21 protein-coding genes are annotated in these 19,900 nt (G+C 63.8%); 6 read left to right on the top strand and 15 right to left on the bottom strand.

Features of this window, described 5'->3' with window-relative positions; genetic code table 11:
* Positions 1-4: 4 nt before the first annotated feature.
* From AC3A4H_RS07005 to hemP, 3 genes are read right to left on the bottom strand one after another with little or no spacing between them, the layout of a single operon-like run.
* Positions 5-898, bottom strand: coding sequence for a heme/hemin ABC transporter substrate-binding protein (locus AC3A4H_RS07005; protein ID WP_487766058.1), 894 nt, complete (start codon positions 896-898; stop codon positions 5-7).
* Between the two features lie 11 nt (positions 899-909).
* Positions 910-1,965 carry a hemin-degrading factor gene (locus tag AC3A4H_RS07010; protein ID WP_487766059.1) on the bottom strand — a complete coding sequence of 352 codons (1,056 nt, stop codon included), beginning with the start codon at positions 1,963-1,965 and terminating at the stop codon, positions 910-912.
* 22 nt (positions 1,966-1,987) lie between these two features.
* Positions 1,988-2,197: a hemin uptake protein HemP gene (gene hemP, locus AC3A4H_RS07015; RefSeq protein ID WP_487766060.1), complete on the bottom strand. Its 210-nt coding sequence runs from the start codon at positions 2,195-2,197 to the stop codon at positions 1,988-1,990.
* Positions 2,198-2,418: 221 nt separating this feature from the next.
* Between hemP and AC3A4H_RS07020 the strand changes: the two genes are divergently transcribed.
* The 3 genes from AC3A4H_RS07020 (at position 2,419) to hmuQ (ending at position 6,432) form a co-directional block, all read left to right on the top strand.
* On the top strand, positions 2,419-4,620 hold the full coding sequence (locus AC3A4H_RS07020) for a TonB-dependent hemoglobin/transferrin/lactoferrin family receptor (protein ID WP_487766061.1): 2,202 nt from the start codon (positions 2,419-2,421) through the stop codon (positions 4,618-4,620).
* Between the two features lie 439 nt (positions 4,621-5,059).
* Positions 5,060-6,070 carry a TonB family protein gene (locus AC3A4H_RS07025; RefSeq protein ID WP_487766062.1) on the top strand — a complete coding sequence of 337 codons (1,011 nt, stop codon included), beginning with the start codon at positions 5,060-5,062 and terminating at the stop codon, positions 6,068-6,070.
* A 47-nt stretch (positions 6,071-6,117) separates the two neighbouring features.
* Positions 6,118-6,432: a heme-degrading protein HmuQ gene (gene hmuQ / locus AC3A4H_RS07030; RefSeq protein ID WP_487766063.1), complete on the top strand. Its 315-nt coding sequence runs from the start codon at positions 6,118-6,120 to the stop codon at positions 6,430-6,432.
* A gap of 43 nt (positions 6,433-6,475) precedes the next feature.
* Here the strand turns inward: hmuQ and AC3A4H_RS07035 are convergent, their stop codons facing one another.
* The 4 genes from AC3A4H_RS07035 to AC3A4H_RS07050 all read right to left on the bottom strand — a co-directional run bounded on the left by AC3A4H_RS07035 (position 6,476) and on the right by AC3A4H_RS07050 (position 9,822).
* Positions 6,476-7,378, bottom strand: a complete 903-nt coding sequence (locus AC3A4H_RS07035; RefSeq protein ID WP_487766064.1) for a DMT family transporter — start codon at positions 7,376-7,378, stop codon at positions 6,476-6,478.
* Between the two features lie 187 nt (positions 7,379-7,565).
* Entirely contained in the window at positions 7,566-8,105 is a 540-nt protein-coding gene (fae, locus tag AC3A4H_RS07040; RefSeq protein WP_487766065.1) for a formaldehyde-activating enzyme, read from the bottom strand.
* Between the two features lie 83 nt (positions 8,106-8,188).
* A complete protein-coding gene (locus AC3A4H_RS07045) occupies positions 8,189-9,241 on the bottom strand; it encodes an aldo/keto reductase (protein ID WP_487766066.1) in 1,053 nt (350 codons plus the stop codon).
* Positions 9,242-9,333: 92 nt separating this feature from the next.
* Complete coding sequence (locus tag AC3A4H_RS07050; RefSeq protein ID WP_348777706.1) at positions 9,334-9,822, bottom strand: hypothetical protein; 489 nt, start codon at positions 9,820-9,822, stop codon at positions 9,334-9,336.
* Between the two features lie 195 nt (positions 9,823-10,017).
* Between AC3A4H_RS07050 and AC3A4H_RS07055 the strand changes: the two genes are divergently transcribed.
* Positions 10,018-11,064 (top strand): DUF1176 domain-containing protein, encoded by a 1,047-nt coding sequence (locus tag AC3A4H_RS07055; protein WP_487766067.1) that lies wholly within the window; start codon positions 10,018-10,020, stop codon positions 11,062-11,064.
* 12 nt (positions 11,065-11,076) lie between these two features.
* On the opposite strand, the gene AC3A4H_RS07060 is transcribed toward AC3A4H_RS07055, so the two are convergent.
* The 7 genes from AC3A4H_RS07060 to AC3A4H_RS07090 are packed head-to-tail and all read right to left on the bottom strand — an operon-like array spanning position 11,077 to position 17,377.
* Positions 11,077-11,928 carry an alpha/beta hydrolase gene (locus AC3A4H_RS07060; RefSeq protein ID WP_487766068.1) on the bottom strand — a complete coding sequence of 284 codons (852 nt, stop codon included), beginning with the start codon at positions 11,926-11,928 and terminating at the stop codon, positions 11,077-11,079.
* A gap of 57 nt (positions 11,929-11,985) precedes the next feature.
* Positions 11,986-13,599, bottom strand: a complete 1,614-nt coding sequence (locus AC3A4H_RS07065) for an NTP transferase domain-containing protein (RefSeq protein WP_487766069.1) — start codon at positions 13,597-13,599, stop codon at positions 11,986-11,988.
* On the bottom strand, positions 13,596-14,306 hold the full coding sequence (locus tag AC3A4H_RS07070; protein ID WP_487766070.1) for an XdhC family protein: 711 nt from the start codon (positions 14,304-14,306) through the stop codon (positions 13,596-13,598). Before AC3A4H_RS07070 ends, AC3A4H_RS07065 begins: the two co-directional genes overlap by 4 nt.
* A gap of 3 nt (positions 14,307-14,309) precedes the next feature.
* Positions 14,310-14,648: an XdhC family protein gene (locus AC3A4H_RS07075; protein ID WP_487766071.1), complete on the bottom strand. Its 339-nt coding sequence runs from the start codon at positions 14,646-14,648 to the stop codon at positions 14,310-14,312.
* 28 nt (positions 14,649-14,676) lie between these two features.
* A complete protein-coding gene (locus AC3A4H_RS07080; RefSeq protein ID WP_487766072.1) occupies positions 14,677-15,924 on the bottom strand; it encodes a vWA domain-containing protein in 1,248 nt (415 codons plus the stop codon).
* Between the two features lie 9 nt (positions 15,925-15,933).
* Positions 15,934-16,860, bottom strand: a complete 927-nt coding sequence (locus AC3A4H_RS07085; RefSeq protein ID WP_487766073.1) for an AAA family ATPase — start codon at positions 16,858-16,860, stop codon at positions 15,934-15,936.
* A 16-nt stretch (positions 16,861-16,876) separates the two neighbouring features.
* Positions 16,877-17,377, bottom strand: a complete 501-nt coding sequence (locus AC3A4H_RS07090) for a flavin reductase (RefSeq protein WP_487766074.1) — start codon at positions 17,375-17,377, stop codon at positions 16,877-16,879.
* Positions 17,378-17,564: 187 nt separating this feature from the next.
* Between AC3A4H_RS07090 and AC3A4H_RS07095 the strand changes: the two genes are divergently transcribed.
* Both AC3A4H_RS07095 and AC3A4H_RS07100 read left to right on the top strand, forming a co-directional pair.
* A complete protein-coding gene (locus AC3A4H_RS07095) occupies positions 17,565-18,638 on the top strand; it encodes a branched-chain amino acid ABC transporter substrate-binding protein (protein ID WP_487766075.1) in 1,074 nt (357 codons plus the stop codon).
* On the top strand, positions 18,635-19,648 hold the full coding sequence (locus AC3A4H_RS07100; RefSeq protein WP_487766076.1) for a P1 family peptidase: 1,014 nt from the start codon (positions 18,635-18,637) through the stop codon (positions 19,646-19,648). The genes AC3A4H_RS07095 and AC3A4H_RS07100 overlap by 4 nt, the downstream gene beginning before the upstream one ends.
* On the opposite strand, the gene AC3A4H_RS07105 is transcribed toward AC3A4H_RS07100, so the two are convergent.
* Positions 19,617-19,874, bottom strand: a complete 258-nt coding sequence (locus AC3A4H_RS07105) for a DUF2171 domain-containing protein (protein WP_348777707.1) — start codon at positions 19,872-19,874, stop codon at positions 19,617-19,619. The genes AC3A4H_RS07100 and AC3A4H_RS07105 overlap by 32 nt on opposite strands.
* Positions 19,875-19,900 lie beyond the last annotated feature (26 nt).

A 19,900-nucleotide genomic window follows, 5' to 3' on the forward strand; every position in this document is an offset into this window, starting at 1 on the left:
ATGCTCAGCCTTTGATCTGGTCGCCATAGAGTGCGGCCGCGAGATCGCGGATGGCGCTTGCCGTGCGCGGACCAAAACCCAGCAGGTAGCTGCCATCCATGCGGATCAGCGTCTTGGTCTTTCCCGCCGGCGTAGCGGCAAGAGCCGGGTTGGCGAAGACATCGGCATCTGCCGTTCCGGGCGCACCGGGGCTCTCCATCATCAGGATAACGTCAGGCCTGGCGGTCAGCGCCGCCTCGTCGGTCAGTTGCTTGTAGCCGTTCACGCCTTCCATCGCGTTCACGCCGCCGGCCAGCCTGATGATGCCATTGGCGGCCGTGTGATCGCCGGCCGCGAGAATCTTGCCGCCCTCCATGCTGAGGATGAACAGCACGCGCTTGCGTGTCGCCACCTTGGCGGTCAGTTCCTCGGCCGCCTTGAGATCGGCGTCTATGGACTTGGCCAGCGTCACGGCCTTCTCGTCCGCGCCCAGCGCGTGGCCGACGATGCGCACCTTGTCGAGAATGCCCTGATGATCGAAGGTCTCGGGCACTTCGATGTAGGTCACGCTCGCCTTCTTGAGCACGTCGATGGCTTCCTTCGGCCCGCTGCCTGCTAGCGCCAGGATGCCGGACGGATTGACCGACAGCACGCCCTCGGGCGACAGCGCCCGCATATAGCCCACATCGGGCAGTTTTAGCGCCGCTTCCGGATAGGTGCTGGTCGAGTCGCGAGCCGCCAGCTTGCCCTCCTCGCCCAGCGCATAGACGATCTCGGTGATCGAGCCGCCAACGGCCGCGACGCGGGAGGCATCCGGAAATACGGTCTTGCCCTCCTCGGCCTGCACCACGCCAAGAGAACCGAGCGCCAGCGCCACGCCAATCGCGGCAACCCGCACCGAACGGCTGAATATCGACATGCTCTTCATCCTTATGCGGCAGTCGCCGTTGCGCGCGGCAGGCTTTCGGCGACTTCGCGCCACTCGATGCGCTCGTCATGCCCTTCCTTGCGCTTGCCGAAGAACTGGATGATCAGCTCACCCTTGGCGTCATAGGCCTCCAGCGAGGTGACATGGCCATCCGCGGTCGGCTTGCGCACCACCCAGAGCTCCTCGACGTGGTCGGTCCGGAAATGCAGGTGGAAGGTTTCGTCGAAGATGTTGATCCACGGCCCCGTCGGCTTGACGTTCTGGATCGGGCCCGAGTGGATCTGGATGCAGCCGTCATTGCCGACGAAGCACATGATCGGCACCTGCGTCTCGACCGACTTGTGCAGCATGGTCGTCAGCGCATCGTTCTCGACCCGCCAGGCATAGTCCTCGCCGACCATGTGCAGCGCCTGCTGGCGGCCGAGCTTGAGGGTGCGCAGCATGCCGAAGAACTGGTGCGTGTCGGTAAGCTTGCACCAGCGGTCGCGCAACTCTTCCACCGTCGTGGTCGTTTCCTCGGCGGGCGCCTCGGCTACATCGGCGGCCACGATATCGAGCGCTGCGCTCTGGTCCTCTAAACGGAGCTTTTCCAACAGCTGCTCATAGGCCTCGACATTGGAGGACGGCCGCAGATGCACCTTGTGCACGGCAGCACCCGCCTTGTCGAAGAACTGGAAGCTGCGGCGCACATCGTCGCCATCGCGTTTTTCGACGGCAAAGCCGAAGGCCCAGCGTTTCGGGAAGATGCGCAGGTCGATGTTCTCGCCCAGCGCCATCGCCGTCTGGTCGCCGGTGACGACCTTGTCGTAGACGCCGATCTTCTCGTGCACTGCGCTCTCGTTGCGGGTCAGCGCCATCACCTCGCCCACGGCTTCCAGGCCGGTCAGCAGATCGTTGACCCGGGGCTCGAGGCGCACGGCGCCCTCGCCGATATAGGCCGCCACCAGTTCAGCCTCTGAGGCGCCAAGCTGGCTGGCGAGATCGCGCTCGCGCATCTTCGGATTTTCGGCTCTCTCCAGACGGATTTCGTGCGGCGCGGGCTTTACGCGAGCATCCATGATTCAGACCCCCTATGCGGAATTACTTGTTGAGAATGAGCTTGCCCTGACGGGTGATTTTCAAGCGGTAGAGCGAACCGCGATGATCGATGCCGATCTCGTGCTCGCCGGCGAACAGCGCGGCGCTCGACACCGTGCGGATGGACATGAGCGGCGATCCTGCCCGCCGCGCCGTTTCCGCGACGGTTTTTTCCGGACGATGGTGGAAAGCATCCTGTTCGTGGCTGCTCATGGTCGTCGGCCCCTCTCGCCTGCCGTCTGTCTGCGCCGATTTCGTTGTCCAACGAACTGTGCGTGGACTGCGAAATCAATCTTGACTCAATGAATCATGTTATCTAGTCAACTGCATTACCGGAGTAAACGAGTCAAGTTTTAAATCACTCCGGCGCAAACGAAAAATGCCAGCCAGCCTCCAGGCCAGCCCGCATCAGCAGACACTGGAGAATTGTGGGTATGGGGCTTGTGGCTCGGGATATTTTGGTTCTGTCGGGGCTCGACGGAGAAGTGAGATTGAGGCCGGGCTTCGCCCGCTCGGCGGCCCTGATGGCGGGCGTGGCGGCGATCGCACTGGGCGTGGCTTCGGCATCCGCACAGGAGGTAGATAGCACGGCGGCAGCACAGGAGACGGCTGAGAAGGTCGAACAGAAAAAGAACGGCGACGGCGCCACGCTGCTCGACAAGATCACGGTCGTCAGCCGCACCGACGAAAGCGCGATCGACACAATGGCATCCGTCAGCCATGTCGGCCAGGAGCAGCTTGAGCGCCGCATGGCGACGTCTCAGCAGGGCGTCCTGTTCGGCCTGCCCAACGTGGCAGTGCAGACGGACGCCAGCCGTACGGCTTCCAGCGTCAACATTCGCGGCCTGCAGGACTTTGGCCGCGTTCAGGTGATCATCGACGGCGCACGACAGGATTTTCAGCGCTCAGGCCATGGCACGCAGTCGAAGTTCTGGCTCGATCCCGAACTGGTAAAGCAGGTCGACGTCATCCGCGGCCCCGTGGCCAACACATACGGCTCCGGCGCGATCGGCGGCGTGGTCTTCTATGAGACCAAGGATGCCGAGGATTTCCTCCGTCCGGGCGAAAGCTGGGCTGCTTCGGCCACCGGCATGTACGAGACCAACGGTCATGGCTGGACCACCAGCGCGACCGGCGCCTATCGCTTCAATGACGCGTTCGACGTGCTCGGCAACATCGTCTATCGCGACTACGGCGATTACAAGGATGGCGGCGGCGATACCGTTCCCGGCACCAGCTTCGACGTGTTGAGCGGCATGCTCAAGAGCAGCATCCGTCCGACGGAAAACAGCGAACTCAAGCTTGGCTGGGTCGGCGCCAACGACAGCTGGAACGAGGTCAGCGGCGGCTCCCCGGTCTCCGATCTCGACCTGAAGCAGAATACGTTCACCGGCCGTTACAACATCACGGACGAGGACCAGAGCTGGCTCTACATCAAGGCCCTCAGCAGCAACCAGTTCGACCCCATGACAGGCCTGCCGACCGTCATTCCAGCAGGTTCGCAGACGAACTACGATCTCGGCACCTGGAGCTTCGACATCTGGAATACGTCCCGTTTCGAAACCGGCGCGCTCCAGCACGAGGTGACCTATGGCGGCGACTGGGTCAGCGACGACGTCCTCTCGCGGGACCCCAGCGGCAGCATGGATACCTACACGCCCTCGGGCAAGCGGCGGGTCAGCGGCGCCTATGTCCAGGACAAGATAAGCTGGGAATGGCTCGAGGTGCTCGCCGGGCTGCGCTATGACAGCTACAGCCTCGACAGCGATGCTGCGAACAATTCAGGCAACCGGCTTTCGCCGCGCATCACCGTGGGCGTGTCGCCGTTCCAGACGGCCGCGCTTGAGGGCCTGCAGCTCTACGGCACCTATGCCCAAGGCTACCGCTCGCCATCCATCACCGAAACGCTGATGAACGGCATGCATCCGACCGGGGCGACATTCCCGTTCCTGCCCAATCCCGACCTCACGCCGGAGACGGGCAAGACCTGGGAAGTCGGCGCCAACTATCGCGCGGACGGCGTGATCCAGCCCGACGACGCGCTCCGCATCAAGGCGGCTTATTTCAACAACAATATCGCCGACTACATCGGCAGCACCACGATCTCGGCTTTTACCGATACGACCGGCCTCTGCCCCGTTCGGTGGGATCTGTTGATGAACCCGAACGTGACCTATGCGCCTATCTGCTCGCAATACCAGAACTACGCCAATGCGAAGATCAGCGGTTTCGAGCTGGAAGGGATCTACAACGCAGCATGGGGCTTCGTCGGGCTGTCGGCATCGACCATCAATGGCTACACCGTGTCCTACGCCGGCATTCGCGAGGACCTGTCCACCATCCCCTCCTCGCAGGTCACGGGCCAGCTCGGCTTCCGCTTCCTGGAAGACAGGCTCCTGACCGGCGGCGAGGTGCAGTACTACGGCGCCCCGAGAGGCAATAAGGTCGCCGAGGACTACACGCTGGTAAACGCCTTCGCCACCTACAAGGCGACGGACAACCTCAACGTGAACTTCCGCGTCGACAACATTTTCGACGTGAAATATGTCAATCCGCTCAACACCAGCACCACCACCGTGCTCTACGAGCCCGGTGTGACCCTCAAGCTGGCTGCGACCATGCGATTCGGAGGCTGAACTATGCTCAGGGCGGCAACGATGCTCGGCAGCGCGCTGATGTTGCCGCTCGGGACGGGAGCGCAGGTGGCATGCGTGCGCGACCTTAAGACCACTACAAGAACCGGCATTGTTTTCGGCATGTAGGGGCATGAGGTTGGAATTGGGACTGGAGCCTGCATTCGCGCAAGACATGACGACCTGGCCTCCGGCCGGGTTTCAGGCGCTGCCTCACGGCTCGGGCGAGCCCAGCTTCATTCTCCCCTTGGGAGCGCTGCGGCCGGGCAGCCGCGAAATTCCGGAAAAGCGATATGAACTGACGGTGGACTCTGCGCTCGACAGCAGTCCCGCGGAGCCACTCGACATTGCCCGCACAGGACCAAAAGCACAGCGAAGCAGATGGTCCGGCGCAACGATCGCCGCGTCCATCGCCTTTCATGCAGCGGTGGCGCTTTGCTTGGTGGCCATCAAAGATGACGGCGTACTGATCGCCGGCGCTGAAGATGCCGGAATTGCCATGTTCGGCAATGCCACCGAAAACCTGCAGGCAGCGGGCGACAGCGCCGACGACGGCATGCCCGTGACGAATGTCACGCTGGTGACGATGTCCGACCCCAGCCCAGAGCGAAAGGCGGAAACGCAGGCTGTGGCCGAGGCCCCTTCCACCCCGCGGGTGGACGTGACGGAAGTGGAGACGGCGGTCAACGAGATGCCGGCGCCAATCGAAAAGGCGACCGAGCAGCCGAAACCACCAGCCGCAGAGCCCGAGCCTACCGAAACCGCAGCAGAGGAAATCCTGCCTACCGAGCCTGCGCCGCCGGTCCTCGCCGCAGAGGCAACCGAGCCGGCGGAAGAGGCGGCGGTGCAACAGCCATCGGCCGTCGCCCCCCTCGAACCCGCCGAAAAGCCAGAAGAGGTTAACCCCTTGCCGGAGCCCAAGCCTGAGCCGCCGGCAAGACCGGCCGAGGCGAAGAAGGCCGAGCCGCAAAAGGAGGCCGCGGCTGGTCCCCAAAAGCGCGCCGAGAAGCCCGCGGAAAAACCCGCGCCGGCGAAGACGGAACGGAGTTCGGGCTCCGGTGGCAACGCCGCCCTTGATGCGCGGCGAGGCAAGGTGGACGGCCAGAAGAACGGCAGTGACGGAATTGCCAGCAAGGGCGGCGCCAGCGGCGTGGGCAACGCGGCTGTCTCGAATTACCCGGGCAAGATCGTTGCCAAGCTGCGTCGAGCGCTTCGCTATCCCGCTCAGGCACGGCGACAGGGTGTGCACGGCGAAACCAGGGTCAGCTTCGTCGTGGCCGCCGATGGCAGTGTCGGTTCGATCCGCATGGTTGGCAGTTCCGGCTCGGCCGCGCTCGACGAAGCCGCGCTGGATGCAGTGCGGCGCGCTGCCCCCTTCCCGCCCATTCCTGACGCAGCCGGGCGATCGAGCTGGAACTTCACCGTACCGCTCGCCTTCAACCGCACCAGGTGAGCCAACTTCCACGACCTGAACTCAGGCCAGTTTGAAAGGATAGATGCATGTACATCGCCATGAACCGCTTCAAGGTGCAGAAGGGCTCGGAGGAGGCCTTTGAGGATCTCTGGAGGAACCGCGACTCGAAACTTTCGGAAATGAAAGGCTTTCGCGAATTCCAGCTCCTGCGCGGCCCCGCCAACGAGGTGGAAGGCTACACGCTGTTCGCCTCGCACGCGGTCTGGGACAGCCAGGAAGACTTCGTTGCCTGGACCAAGTCGGAGAATTTCCGCTCCGCCCATAGGAATGCCGGGTCGAACAAGGCGCTCTACGTCGGAAACCCTCAGTTCGAGGGCTTTACCGTCGTCGACGGCGCATAGGATCTAGCTCCCGAACGAGCTACGGCCGCACGGGTCGAAGTCCCTAGCCTCGCCGGGCAACAAATATCCCGGCGAGCACGATGACACCTCCAAGCGCCTGGGCCGCACCCAACGGCTCTGACAGGAGTGCCCAGGCAAGGATGGCCGCCACGACCGGCTGCACCAGCAATGTCAGCGAAGAAAAGGCGGGCGGCAACCACGCCAGCGCATAGATGATAAGCCCCTGCCCGCTGGCATGGGTGATCCAGGCCAGTCCGAGCAGCATCGCAAAGCCGAACAGCGTGACCGGGAAGAAGCCCGTCTCGAAGATGAGCGCTGCCGGCAGCATGCACAGGCCCGCCGAAAAGGTGGTCCACAGCATGGTGGTCAGCGTGGAAAACTTGCTGCGCAGGCGCCCCAGGGAAATCAGGTAGCCTGCATAAAACACCGACGCCACCACTGCCATCGCGTCGCCAGCCAGCTTGCCGCCGCCGACGGCGCCGATCCCGCCCTGCAGGATCGTGACCCCGATCAGCGACAGGGTAAGCCCTGCGAGGAAGACACGCGTGATCCGGGTTCGAAAAAACAGCCAACTGGCCAGGGTGACAAAGATGGGCGCCATGTTGGCCAGCAGCGTTGCGTTGGCCACGGAGGTCATGTGCAGCGCAATGTGCCAGGCCGCCAGGTCGCCGGCCAGCATTACGCCCGGCACCATCAAGGCGAGAACTTCAGCAAGGCTGCTCGGCTTCGCTTGCTCTTCGGAGCGGCCGGATGTGGCAGCCGACCAGGCCATCAGCGGCAGCATGGCAAGCGCGACGCGCCAGAATGCGGTCGACAGCGGGCCAAGCTCGGACAGGCGCACGAAGATGGGCGAGCAACCGATGGTGATGCCGCCGACGATAAGGGCAGTTAGCGCGAAGCTCTGCGACGTGGTCGTCGCGCTGCCCATACTCACGGTACTTTTCATAACAACTCTCAGGGCCCGATGGTGGGCGGGCCTTTCATAATGCCGCCTGGCCGAAGCGTCACGGCCAGAAGCGGGCAAAGCGGGGGGCCAGTCCCGGCCTCCTATCAAACGAAGAAGACGCCGCTTTTGCGACGTCTTCAAAAAAAAGACCCCTCTCCTCGCAGAGCGAGGGCGAACGATCGACGGCTCAGTAGTCGATCACGTCTTCCAGCGCATAGTGCTTGACCGTCTTGCGGTTGGCGATCAGCTCGTCCACCGTCGGGCTGCCGGTCATGGCGCGCGAAATCGCCAGCTTGGTCGCCTCGTAGTTGGTGCGGTAGAGATCCTTCTTGTCGAGGTTCTCGTCCTCGGCGCAGCGCGGGTCGAGCCAGATCATGATGATCATGCACAGCTCGTCGGCCTGGTCCTTGGGCAGTATGCCCTCGGCAAGGCAGTCGACGATGGCGTCGCCGGTGGCAGCCTGCACGACGCCGCCGAGCAGCTCGGCATAAGCCATGTTCTTGATCGTGACCTTGGTGGTCATCATCGTCGCCGGGCGCACGAGCTGGTTCAGGTCGCGCACCACGAACATGCGCGTGTGACCCTTCACCTGCCCCATCATCGACGCGAATGCCTGCCCGACGGGACCCCGGACCGAGCCGATCAGAACCTCAGGCATGGCATCGGTGGCCTGCCCTTCCGCGGCCAGAACCGTTGCCTCGCCTGTGCGAAACCAGATATCAGTCATGCTTAATCCTTTCCTCACTTCCGGCCGGAACTTAACGGGGCCTGTGTGCATGGTCCAGCTGTCAAAACGACCTGCCGTGCCGGTTACGGGCAGGGATTGCCGACGCGCTGGTGAATATCGTCGACGGCCTTCTGCATTTCCTCGGTCCAGGTCACCTCGGCCGAATCAAGCGCCATCTCCAGCTGGGCCAGCGATGTCGCGCCGATGATGTTCGAAGTGACGAACCAGCGGCTGCTGACATAGGCGTTGGCAAAGAGCGCGGGCTCCATGCCGAAGCTGCGCGCGAGCTCGTTGTAGGCAAGCAGAGCCTCGGCCGCGTGAGGCGTCTCGTAGCGCTGGCCGCGGTTGAATAGGGTGCTGCGGGCGCCTTCCGGCCGGGCACCGTGATCATACTTTCCGGTCAGGTAGCCCTGCGCCAGCGGCGAATATGCAAGCAGGCCCACGTCCTCGCGCTCGCACACCTCGGCGAGGTTCACCTCGAAGGTGCGGTTGACGAGGTTGTAGGCATTCTGGAGCGAGGCCACCCGCGGTCCAACACCTCGATCGCTCTCGGCAATGAAGCGCATCACACCCCAGGAGCTTTCATTGGAGAGGCCGAAATGCCGGATCTTGCCCGCCTTCACCAGTTCGTCGAAGACGGCGAGCGTCTCGGCGATTGGCGTCTCGTCGGCCAGCCGCTCGGCCGGCGCAGTGCCCACGCGCGTCGGGTTGGCGCCCCAGGTGATGGGCCGCTCGGGGAAATGGATCTGGTAGAGATCGATATAATCGGTCTGGAGCCGGCGCAGCGACTTGTCGATGGCGTCGAAGATATCCGCGCGCACCAGTTTCGACGGACGCCCGCCCCGATACCAGTCGCTGTCCGTGCGACCGATGACCTTGGAGGCAAGCACCACGCGGTCGCGGTTGCCGCGGGCCTTCATCCAGTTTCCGATACAGGTTTCGGTCCGCCCCTGCGTCTCCGCTTTCGGTGGGATGGGATACATCTCCGCCGTGTCAAGGAAATTGACGCCGCGCGAGAAGGCCAGGTCCATCTGGGCATGGCCTTCGGCCTCGGTATTCTGCTGCCCCCATGTCATCGTGCCGAGGCAGATTTGCGAGACGTAAAGGTCGGTGCGGCCGATGCGGCGCTTCTGCATGAAAAATCTCCGACTGGAACGTGGCGCGGACGCGCCTAGAACGAGTCGTTGCATAGCCCATGATGGCCCGGTGCTCCAGATGCGGAGCGGGATCAACGCTTGGGCGGCTTGGCGGCGCGGCGCTTGGCGTCGTCGATCAGCATGTTCGCGACCTGCATGCGCACCATGGCGCGTTGGCGCAGGTGCGGCGCAACCCGGTCTGGATGGTTGTGGAAGGCAAAGGTTCGCCGCAACCGGCTGAAATCCGCACTCACCTTTGCGGTGGCGAGATCCAGTTCACGTGCGATGGCCTCAGGATCGACGGAGGGCAACTCTTCCTCCGGCTCGGCGCGCTCTGCTGCCAGGGCGTCGAGGCTGGCGAGCAAAGCCGCGAAGCCGGCCTCGAAATTCTCGCTGGCCTCGCGGTATTCCGCGGCAGCGACGTCGTTCGTCACCTTGATTCGGCCGGAATGAAGTTCGTCGGCCACAGCGAGATAATCGAAGGGAATCGAGGGCTTGGACGCCGATTCTTCAATCAGCGGCTGCGCAACGAAGAGATCGTCGAGCAGCGAAGCGAAATCGCGATCGGTGTTGGTCCCCAAGACAGCCTCCTGCGCCGTCCGGCTCGCGGCGGACAACTGCCGGGACACTAGTCGCCGCTCGTTAAAAATCACTTGGTGACGCACCAAGAAATTTCGCGGCTGAATGATCCGGTGGTCCGATTTTGCCGAGACGCCGACACGTCACGCCCCTGCCGCAATCGGCTGAAGATACTCAGGAAAGAGGATTCGCGCGCAATGATTCGACTGCTGCTTGCAGCCACCGCCTCTATCGCGATCTGCACCGCCGCACTGGCCGCCGAGCCAGCGTATCTGGATGACCGGTCCGACCCGGGCGCTCTCGTGCGCTCGTTCTACAATGCCTTGAACCGGCACGAATATACTCGCGCCTGGAGCTATTTCGGAAATGCAAAGCCCACCGAGGACTTTCAGCAGTTCGTCGATGGCTTCAGCGACACCGAGGAAGTGCAAGTTGCAATTGGCGAACCGGGCTCCGAAGGGGCGGCGGGCAGCACCTACTACTATATCCCCGTTGCCATCCTCGCCCGCGACAAGAAGGGCGACGAGACGGTCTTTGCCGGATGCTACACCGCTCGCCTCGCCGACCCGCAGATCCAGGCCGAGCCGCCCTTCATGGGCCTGCACATCGAAAAGGGTGACCTGAAACCGAGCGACAAGCCGTTCGAGAACTCGCTTCCTGAAAGCTGCAGCGAAGGCCCTGCCCCCGCGCCCAGGGATGCGGTGCTCGAACAGGCCAAGGCAGCCTTTTCGGCCACCCATGCAAGCCAGTGCACCACGCTGGCGCCGGGCCAACCGGGCGACGCCACAAAGCCCGAAGACTACACGATTACCTTTCATGACGGGCAGGATGGCGAGGCCGGACCGGTGCGAAAGGCTCGCCTGATCCGCTTCCTGTGCAGCACCGGTGCCTACAACGAGGTGCATGTCTACTATCTGGCCGACGATGCGCGGGGCCTTCGCGAGTTGCACTTCGCAACTCCCGAATACGAAATTCACCGCGAAAACAATGACGCGGAGGGCAAGGTTGAGGCGCTCAACATCATTGGCTTTCGCGACGAGAATGCATTGAGCAACTCGTCTTATGACGAGCAGGCCCACACCATCACCTCCCACGGCAAGTGGCGCGCCAAGGGCGATGTATCGTCAAGCGGCATCTGGCTGTTTCGCAAAGGCGACTTCAGCCTGGTGCAGTATGACGTCGACGCTTCCTATGATGGCGTGATCAATCCCGAGACCATACTGGACTACAATTCGGCACCGTAGGCGGTCGCGGGCTCAGCTTCTCAGCGAGAGCATCCAGTTCAGCGCCCCGCGCCAGTCGATCATGCGGATGGGCGTGCCATGCGTGCCTGTTTCAAAGCGGACGAAGCGGGCGGGATAACCTGGTGATTTGGCCAATATGGAACGGAAAAAGGCCTCCTGATTTGCGACCGGGAACACCTTGTCGCGACTGCCCTGTCCGAAAAACACCGGAACCTTTCGCTTGAACGCCGGGCTGGAAAGAAACCCCTCGTACCACAGCGAGCCCATCAACATCAGACCCGACAGGCGCGGCGCAATGGCCTTGTCTGCGGCAAGCTTCCAGCACAGGACCCCGCCCATCGAGCCGCAAGCGACGAAGACCGGCGCGCCGGGCGAACGTTCGGAATAGTGAGTGATGAGAGCGGCGACTTCCGCGGCTCCCTTGTCGTCGAAATCGGAGAAGTCGGGCGAGAGATAAAGGCCGCCATTTTCGGCCATCAGGTTCTTCACCCGGTTGAAATTTCCGCCGAAGGTGAAGTCGTCCACCCCTTGCTTTCGGCTGCCGCCCTGCCCGTGCAGATAGAGGACGATGAGCTTCGCGCCGCGCTGGGTGCCCACCGCGAAGTGGCGGATGTCTCCGGCAGCAGTCTTCAGCACCAGGTCGTTCTGCACGCTGCGCACCCCGGTCGACACATATTTGCGGTGCGCACGCCTTTGAGGAACTTCATCGCGCCTGTTGATGTCGCGCATCTCGCGATAATCGACCACCGTGTGGGCACCGCCGTCGCCCGTGGACAGGACACCCGGATAGGCGAATAGATCGTCCTTGAACGGGGCAAGCGTCAGAGCATCTGACAGCGCAGCAGGGGGCAGAACGATACTCATGAGAGCCGCTGCCGCAGCGCAGCGCAGTCCTGTCGAAAACGTCATGCGTGCCCCCGATTAGTTGCCCTGCAACGCTCCGCCCGCATCTTCCATGGCGTCACGTGTGTCGACGTCCAGCGCAGCCCCTGCCCCGATCTCCACGTCCACGGCATCCGCCCCTTCCGCCTCCACGATATTCCGCGCGCCGGTGTCGCCTTGCAAGGCTTCGACCGCAGGAAACAGCGAACGCGGCAGCAGCACCGGGTTGCCGCGCCTTCCGTCGTGGGTGGCGCGCACGATGGGGCGCCCACCGGCAGACTTGAAAGCCTCGATCATGCGATCGAGGTCGGCCGTGGTGACACCGGGCATGTCGCCCAGCACGATCAGCGCGCCGGCAACATCGGCCGGCAGCGCCGCAATCCCAGCCTTGAGCGAGGAGGCAAGCCCGGTGGCAAAGTCTGGATTGCGGGCAAACTTCACGTCCATCCCCTCCAGCACGGTTTCGATCCGTTCTGCTTCGTGGCCGGTCACGACGACTGTGCCGGCCGCATGGCTTGCTGCCGCACGTTCGGCGATGCGGCGGATCAACGGCTGCTCACCAAACATTGCCATCAGCTTGTTGGGGCCACCCATGCGGCTGGAACGGCCGGCGGCAAGCAGCACGATCCCCACGCGCACCGGCAAGGGCTTTTCGCGCGCCTCGCGTGGCTGCGGCCGGGTCGGGATTTCCATAAGCAGGCCGCCGACCCCCATGCCGGCAATGTCCATGGCGGAAACCGGCAGGCCGGCGATCACGCGGTCCAGCACCCAGTCGAAGCCGTTTTCCTTCGGGCTGCGAGCACAGCCCGGCGCGCCGATGACCGGCTTGCTGCCGATCTCGCCGATCACCAGCAGATTGCCCGGATCGACCGGCATGCCGGCGCGGATGATCCGCCCGCCCGCCTTGGCAATCGCCGCCGGGATGACATCCTCGAAGTCGCACATGGCGGAAGCGCCGAACACCACCACCATGTCGTTGTCGCGCACCAGGGCTTCGACCGCCTCGGATACCGGCTCTGCGCTGTGCGGTGTGCGGAGTTCCTCGGTGATCCGGCTTTGCGAACGCGCGAAACGCTCGACCGTGATCGCCGTCGTCTTGTCCAGAACGCTCTGCTTTATTCCGGGCAGAACGGTCTGCACCACCCCCACGCGCAAGGCCCGGAAGGGGTTCACGGCAAAAGCCTCGCGCCCGGCGCACAGCGCCACCACCTTGTCCACCAGCTCGCCGGCCACGGCAAAGGGGATGATCTTGACGGTGGCGACCATCTGCCCCTTCTGCACCTCGGCATACTCGGCAACGGTGGCCAGCGTGATCGCGGGACCAACGGCGTTGATTGCATCGATCAGCGCCTTGTCGACGGTGAACACGCCCGCGGCTTGGGCATAGAGATTGACGCGGCCGGTGGCCGCCGGCTTGACGTCGACATTGCGCGTTGAAAGCGCATGCGCGATCCGCTCGGCGGCGCTGTCTTCACACAGGTCGCCCGGATCGAGCCTTGCGACGACCATTTCGTCGACGCCGGCGTTCTTGAGGAACGCGATATCGTCCGCGCTCAAACTGTGGGCCTTGCGGAAGCGCCGCTCGCCCGCGGTCAGCGAATGCGCCAAGATTGCGCCTTCTGCCTGATCGATGGAGACCGTGCCGAACTTCACGCCGCTTGCCCTTTCGGTTGCCTGGCCGCATCACGCGATCGGAAGGTGCGAATGACCTGCGCGAGAACGGCCACGGCAATCTCGGCCGGGCTGGCTGCGCCGATGTCGAGACCGATGGGGGAATGGATCCTTGCGATTTCTTCCTCGGAAACGCCGGCCGCCAGCAGGCGCTCGACACGCCTGGCGTGCGTCTTGCGGCTTCCGAGCGCGCCGACATAGAAGCAACCCGCTCCCAGTGCAGCCTTGAGCGCGGAATCGTCTATCTTCGGATCATGGGTCACGGCCGCAAGGGCCGTGTAGCTGTCGAGCGGCCGTGTCTTCAGGACGTCTTCCGGCCATTCGGCAAACAGGGTCACGTCGGGAAAGCGGTCCGCTGTGGCAAAGGCCGTGCGCGGATCGATGATCTCCAGCGGATAGCCGGCCACCTGCGCCATCGGCGCCAGCGCCTGGCTGATATGCACCGCACCGATGACCACCAGGCGCGGCTGCGGCAGATGCACATTGAGAAAGAAGTTCCTGCCATCTGCTTCGACGACGGCTGATTTGCCTGAGCGAAAAGCATCCGCAATCGCAGTGCCTAGCTCGCCAGCCACTGCCTCGCCCTCGCGCACGATGCGGTCGCGGCCGTCGCCGAGGTCGGTCACCAGGATCGCGGCGCGGCGGGCGCGGCGCTCGGTGTTCAGCTTCTTGAGATGCAGCGGGTCCATGGTTCAGCCCAGCCGCTCGACATAGACACGGATGCGGCCGCCGCAGGAAAGCCCGACGCGCCAGGCGGTCTCGTCGGCCACGCCGAACTCCAGCATTCTCGGCTTGCCGGTCTCGATCACGTCCGTGGCCTCGGCGATGACAGCACCTTCGACGCAGCCACCCGAAACGGAACCATGGAAATTGCCCTGCGCGTCGATGACGAGATGGCTGCCTACCGGACGCGGGGCGGAGCCCCAGGTTTCCACCACCGTTGCAACGGCAACGTCCCTGCCGTCCCTCATCCAGTTTTCGGCAATGGTCAGCGGATCGCGGCTCTCATCCAGATGCGCGATGTTTTCCATGACTGCTCCTCCATGGCAGAGAATATGGTCATGCCGCTTGCGGCCTGCCATTTCCCAGCCATCGGCGCGGATCGACATCCGCACCCGTTCTCCTGTCCAAGGAAGCGCAGAGATCGGCAAGCGCGTCAAGGTTGTGCACTGGCCGGAACTCATCCACAAAAGGCAGCATGACCCTGACCCCGCGCGCACGGGCCTCGAAGCCGTCGAAGCGCAGCAGCGGGTTCAGCCAGATCAGCCGCCGGCAGGAGCGCTGCAGCCGCGCCATCTCCTGCGAAAGTCCGGTCACGTCTTCCCGCTCGAGCCCGTCGGTGATCAGGAGAACGACCGCTCCCTGCCCCAGCACCCGGCGCGACCAGAGCCGATTGAACTCATGCAGCGCCTCGCCGATGCGCGTGCCGCCGGACCAGTCCTGAACCGCCGTAGAGCAATCAGCAAGCGCCGCGTCAGGGTCGCGATGGCGCATCTGGCGGGTGAGGTTGGTCAGCCGCGTGCCGAAGACGAAGGTATGCACATGGCGCCGCTTCTCGGTCAATGCGTGCAGGAAATGCAGGAAGATGCGCGTGTATTGACTCATAGAGCCCGAAATGTCGGCCAAAACGACGATGGGCGGATTGATTTCGCGCGCGGATCGGAACTTCGGCAAGATGAGTTGCCCGCCGGTGCGGGCGGCCGAGCGCATCATAGCGCGCGGATCGGCGCGGCCGCGCGTGTCGGGGCGGAAGCGACGCGTGCGCACCGTGTCGAAAGGCAACTGGAGTTCGGCAATGGCGCGCTTGGCGTTGCTGATCTCTTCCGCCGTCATCTGCGCGAAATCCTTGCCGCGCAGCACCTCGTTGCCCGACACGGTGAAACGCGCGTCGATCTCGAATTCCGGCATCTCGCGCGGCGGCTGGTTCTTCTCGTGGCCCTCGAACATTGCCTTGGACACGCGGCTTTCGGCGGCGCGAAGCTTCTGTTTCTCGCGGTTGTCGGGGGCGACCGGCGAGAACATGGCGATCATCTTCTCGATCAGCTCGCGCGACTTCCAGAACAGCCGGAAGGCTTCGTCGAACGTCGCATGATCCTCGTGGCGCGAAACCAGCACCGCATGCAGGGTCCAGTAAAAATCCTCGCGCGAACCGATGCCCGCGGCCAGAACCGCCTCGATGGCATCCTTCACAGAAGCCGGGCCCACGCGCATGCCAGCCTTGCGCAGAGTACGGGCGAAATAGACAATGTTGTCGGCTATGCGCCCGTCCGGCTTGGCAACATTGGGAGCGGACCGAAACTTGTCCATGGCCGGTCCCTACTCCGCCGCCGACAGCTCGGCCTTCACTTCATGCAAGATGCGGCGGCCCTCGCCTTCCGCGATGCGCGCAATGTCGTCCTGGTATTTGAGGAGCACGCCAAGCGTGTCGGAAACGGTTTCCGGATCGAGCGCCACCTTGTCGAGTTCAGTCAGCGCGCTCGCCCAGTCGATGGTCTCGGCTACGCCAGGCGCCTTGAACAGTTCGATCTGACGCAGCTTCTGGATGAAGCCCACCACCTCGGCCGAAAGGCGGCTGTTGGCATCGGGCACCTTGCGGCGCACGATCTCCAGTTCGCGCGCGGCGTCGGGATAATCGACCCAATGATAGAGGCAGCGCCGCTTCAAGGCGTCGTGGATCTCGCGCGTGCGGTTGGAAGTGATGACGACGATCGGCGGCTCCTCCGCCTTGATCGTGCCAAGCTCGGGCACCGTCACCTGAAAATCGGAGAGGATTTCGAGCAGGAAAGCCTCGAAAGCCTCGTCGGTGCGGTCGAGTTCGTCGATGAGGAAGATGGGCGCCGCGCCCGCCTTGCCGGTCAGCGCATCGAGCACCGGGCGGCGGATCAGGTATTTTTCGGAAAAGACGTTGCGCTCCATGTCGCTGCGATTGACCGAGCCGGCTGCCTCTTCCATGCGGATCTCGATCATCTGGGCGGCGTAGTTCCACTCGTAGACGGCGGAGGAAACGTCGAGCCCTTCATAGCACTGCAAGCGGATGAGACGGCGGCCGAGGCACTCGGCAAGCACCTTGGCGATCTCAGTCTTGCCCACTCCAGCCTCGCCTTCGAGGAACAGCGGCCGCTTCATGCGCAGGCTGAGGAACAGCACGGTGGCCAGCGCGCGGTCTGCCACATAGTCGGCGCCCGTCAGCATCTCGAGCGTTTCGTCGATTGTGCTGGGTACCGGTCGCGCTGCCTCGGTCATTGCATCTCCAGTGGCCTCATCGACCCAGCACGTGATAGCCGCGATCGTGGTAGATCAGCGGTTTGAAATTATTGCTGACGCGCAGCCCTGTCACCTTGCCAAAAAGCACACGATGGGTGGCCAGGTCCTTGGTGTCGACCAGTTCGCAGTCGAACACGGCCAGGGCGTCGGTGAGCGTGGGCGCTCCGCTGGCGATGGTCTGCCACTCGCCCAGCGCAAAGCGTTCTTCGGTTGGCAGGCGGGTAATGCCCGAAAACGCGGCCGCAAGCTCCTGATGGTGGGCGGCAAGCGTGTTCAGCGCGAAATTGCCGTTCTTCACGAACAACTCGTTGTTGGCATTCTCGCGGTTGAGGCAAACCAGGATCATGGGCGGCGTGTCTGACACCGAGCAGGCGGCTATCACCGTCGCGCCGCGCCGGCCAGCGGCGCCATCAGTCGTCACGACATGGACGGCACCCGCGAAATGGGCCATCGCGTCGCGGTAGGCCTGCGGCTCGACATCGTATTTCTTCAGCACCAGAGAGAATCCCGAAATTTCCAGATGTCCGCTATATATGAGCCCGATACACGGCCCACAAGCAAGGCAACTTGGGCCAGCGCCCGCAGCAGGCGAACAAGCGTGTTGCGGAAAACCCGGCCAGCCTTTACCTCTTGCCCGAAATGACGCTGGCCACGGCCAGCCGGCAGCGGGGCAAAACACAAACATGCGGATCGCAGGTTTCGTCATAGGCGCACTGGGCGGCCTTCTGCTGGCCGGCTCCGCGCATGCCGAGCCGCTGCGCATCGGCGTGGCAGTCCCGCTCAGCGGTCCTTCAAACGTCCTTGGCGTACAGATCCGCGACGGCGCGGAGGAAGCCGCGGCAGACCGTGGCACAGTGAAGCTGCAGATAGCCGACGATGACTGTACCGCCGAAGGCGGCGCCAAGGCGGCAAGGCAATTTTCCGAGGCGAAGGTGCAGGCCGTGGTGGGCTTCCTCTGCGGCGAGGCAATCGAGGCTGCGCTGCCGATCCTGAAGGACGCGAACATCCCGGTCATCACGGTGGGTGTGCGCACCGACAGCCTTACCGACAGCCGCGACAAGACCGGCTGGCCCGTGTTCCGCCTTGCGCCCCGCGCCGACGGCGAGAGGGAGGCTGCCGGCCGGCTGCTGACCAGACTCTGGCGCAATGAACTCTTCGCCGTCATCGACGACGGCACGATCTATGGCCGCGAACTGGCCGAGAGCTTCCGCAGCGCGGCCGAGCGGGAGGGGCTGAAACCAGTTTTCATCGACACGTTCCGTCCGCAATTGGACAACCAGATCGGCCTCGTCGGCCGCCTGCGCAAGGCCGAAGCCGGCCGCGTCTTTGCCGGGGGCGATCGCGACGACATCGCCATCATGGCCCGCGATGCGCAGAAGATCGGTGCGGAGATGGTTTTTGCCGGCGGCGAGGCGCTGCGAGCGGCAGCCGGACCGGTGCCCCTGGCCCCCGGCACGCTGATGATCGGCCTGCCGGAATGGCAGGAGGTTGCAGACAAGGCCGTGGTCGCAAAGTTCACCGACCGTGGCGTCGTGCCGGAAGGCTATGTCCTGCCCGCCTATTCCGCCGTTCAGGTCGCTCTCGCCGCCCTCGAGGAGGCGGGCTCGAACGGCGACCTCATGAAAGCGCTGACAGAGCGCGATTTCCAGACCGCAATCGGATCAGTCCGATTCGATAGCAAGGGCGACCTCAGCCAAAACCCCTACCGCGTCTTCCGCTATGACGGGAAACGCTTCATGCAAGTGGAGATGCAATGAGCTTCAGAGCCGGACCGCGCAACCTTATCACCGATGTCGCCGGCCTCAGGATCGGCAACGCTTCAGACGAGCGCCTGAAATCCGGCGTCTCCGTCGTCCTCTGCGACGATCCGGCGGTCGCCAGCGTGCAGGTTCTGGGCGGCGCACCCGGAACCCGCGAGACGGACCTTCTGGAGCCGCACAATTCGGTGGAGGCTATCAACGCCGTGATGTTGTCGGGCGGCTCGGCATTCGGGCTCGATGCCGCGTCCGGCGTGCAGGCGGCGTTGCGTGAAAAGGGCGTCGGCTTTGCCGTCGGCGACCAGCGCATCCCGATCGTGCCGGGCGCGATCCTTTTCGACCTGATCAACGGCGGCGACAAGAACTGGGGCCTCTATCCGCCCTATCGCGAGCTTGGCTACGAGGCGGTGCAAAATGCGACCATCGATTTCGAGATCGGCACCGCCGGCGCCGGTACGGGGGCATTGGTGGCAGGTCTGAAGGGCGGTCTCGGCTCAGCCTCGACCATGTTGGAAAGCGGCATCACCGTGGGCGCACTCGTGGCGGTGAACGCGGTCGGCGCGGTGACGGTCGGCCGAAGCCGGCATTTCTGGGCTGCACCCTTCGAGATCGGCGACGAATTCGGTGGGCTCGGCCTGCCCTCGCCGCTGCCCGCGGAAGCAACCGACATCGAGTTGAAGTTCCGCCACAAGCCGACTGCCGGCGCCAACACCACGATTGCCGTCATAGCCACCGACGCGGTGCTTACCAAGGCTGCAGCCAAACGGCTGGCGATTGCCGCGCATGACGGCTTTGCCCGCGCCATCTGGCCAGCCCACACGCCGATGGACGGCGACCTTGTCTTTGGTCTAGCTACGGGAAAGAGCCGCCTCGCCCCAGATCCCGACGACACGACCGATCTTTACGCCGCTGCCGGCGCCACCATGGCGCGCGCCATCGCCAGGGCTATCTATGCGGCTACGCCTGCGCCCGATGATGTCATGCCGGTTTGGTCGTCTCTGACGAATTGAGCGGCTGGCGGCCGTCTTCCTCTTCCTCAAAGGTGACGGCAACGCTGGAGTTGGCCGAGAGGCGCACCTTGCCGCCCTCGACCTCGGCCACAAGCGCCAGTGGAATATAATGATGGTGATGGCGGTGAGAGCCCTGGCCGCTGTCTTGCTTGGTGAGCTTGATGCGCTCGCCCTCCACATTGTCGACGGTTCCGACATGCACCCCGTCGGCCCCGATGACTTCCATATGCTCGCGTATCTGGCTGATGGCTT

It is taken from the genome of Pseudaminobacter sp. Soil_N_29 (assembly GCF_057656055.1).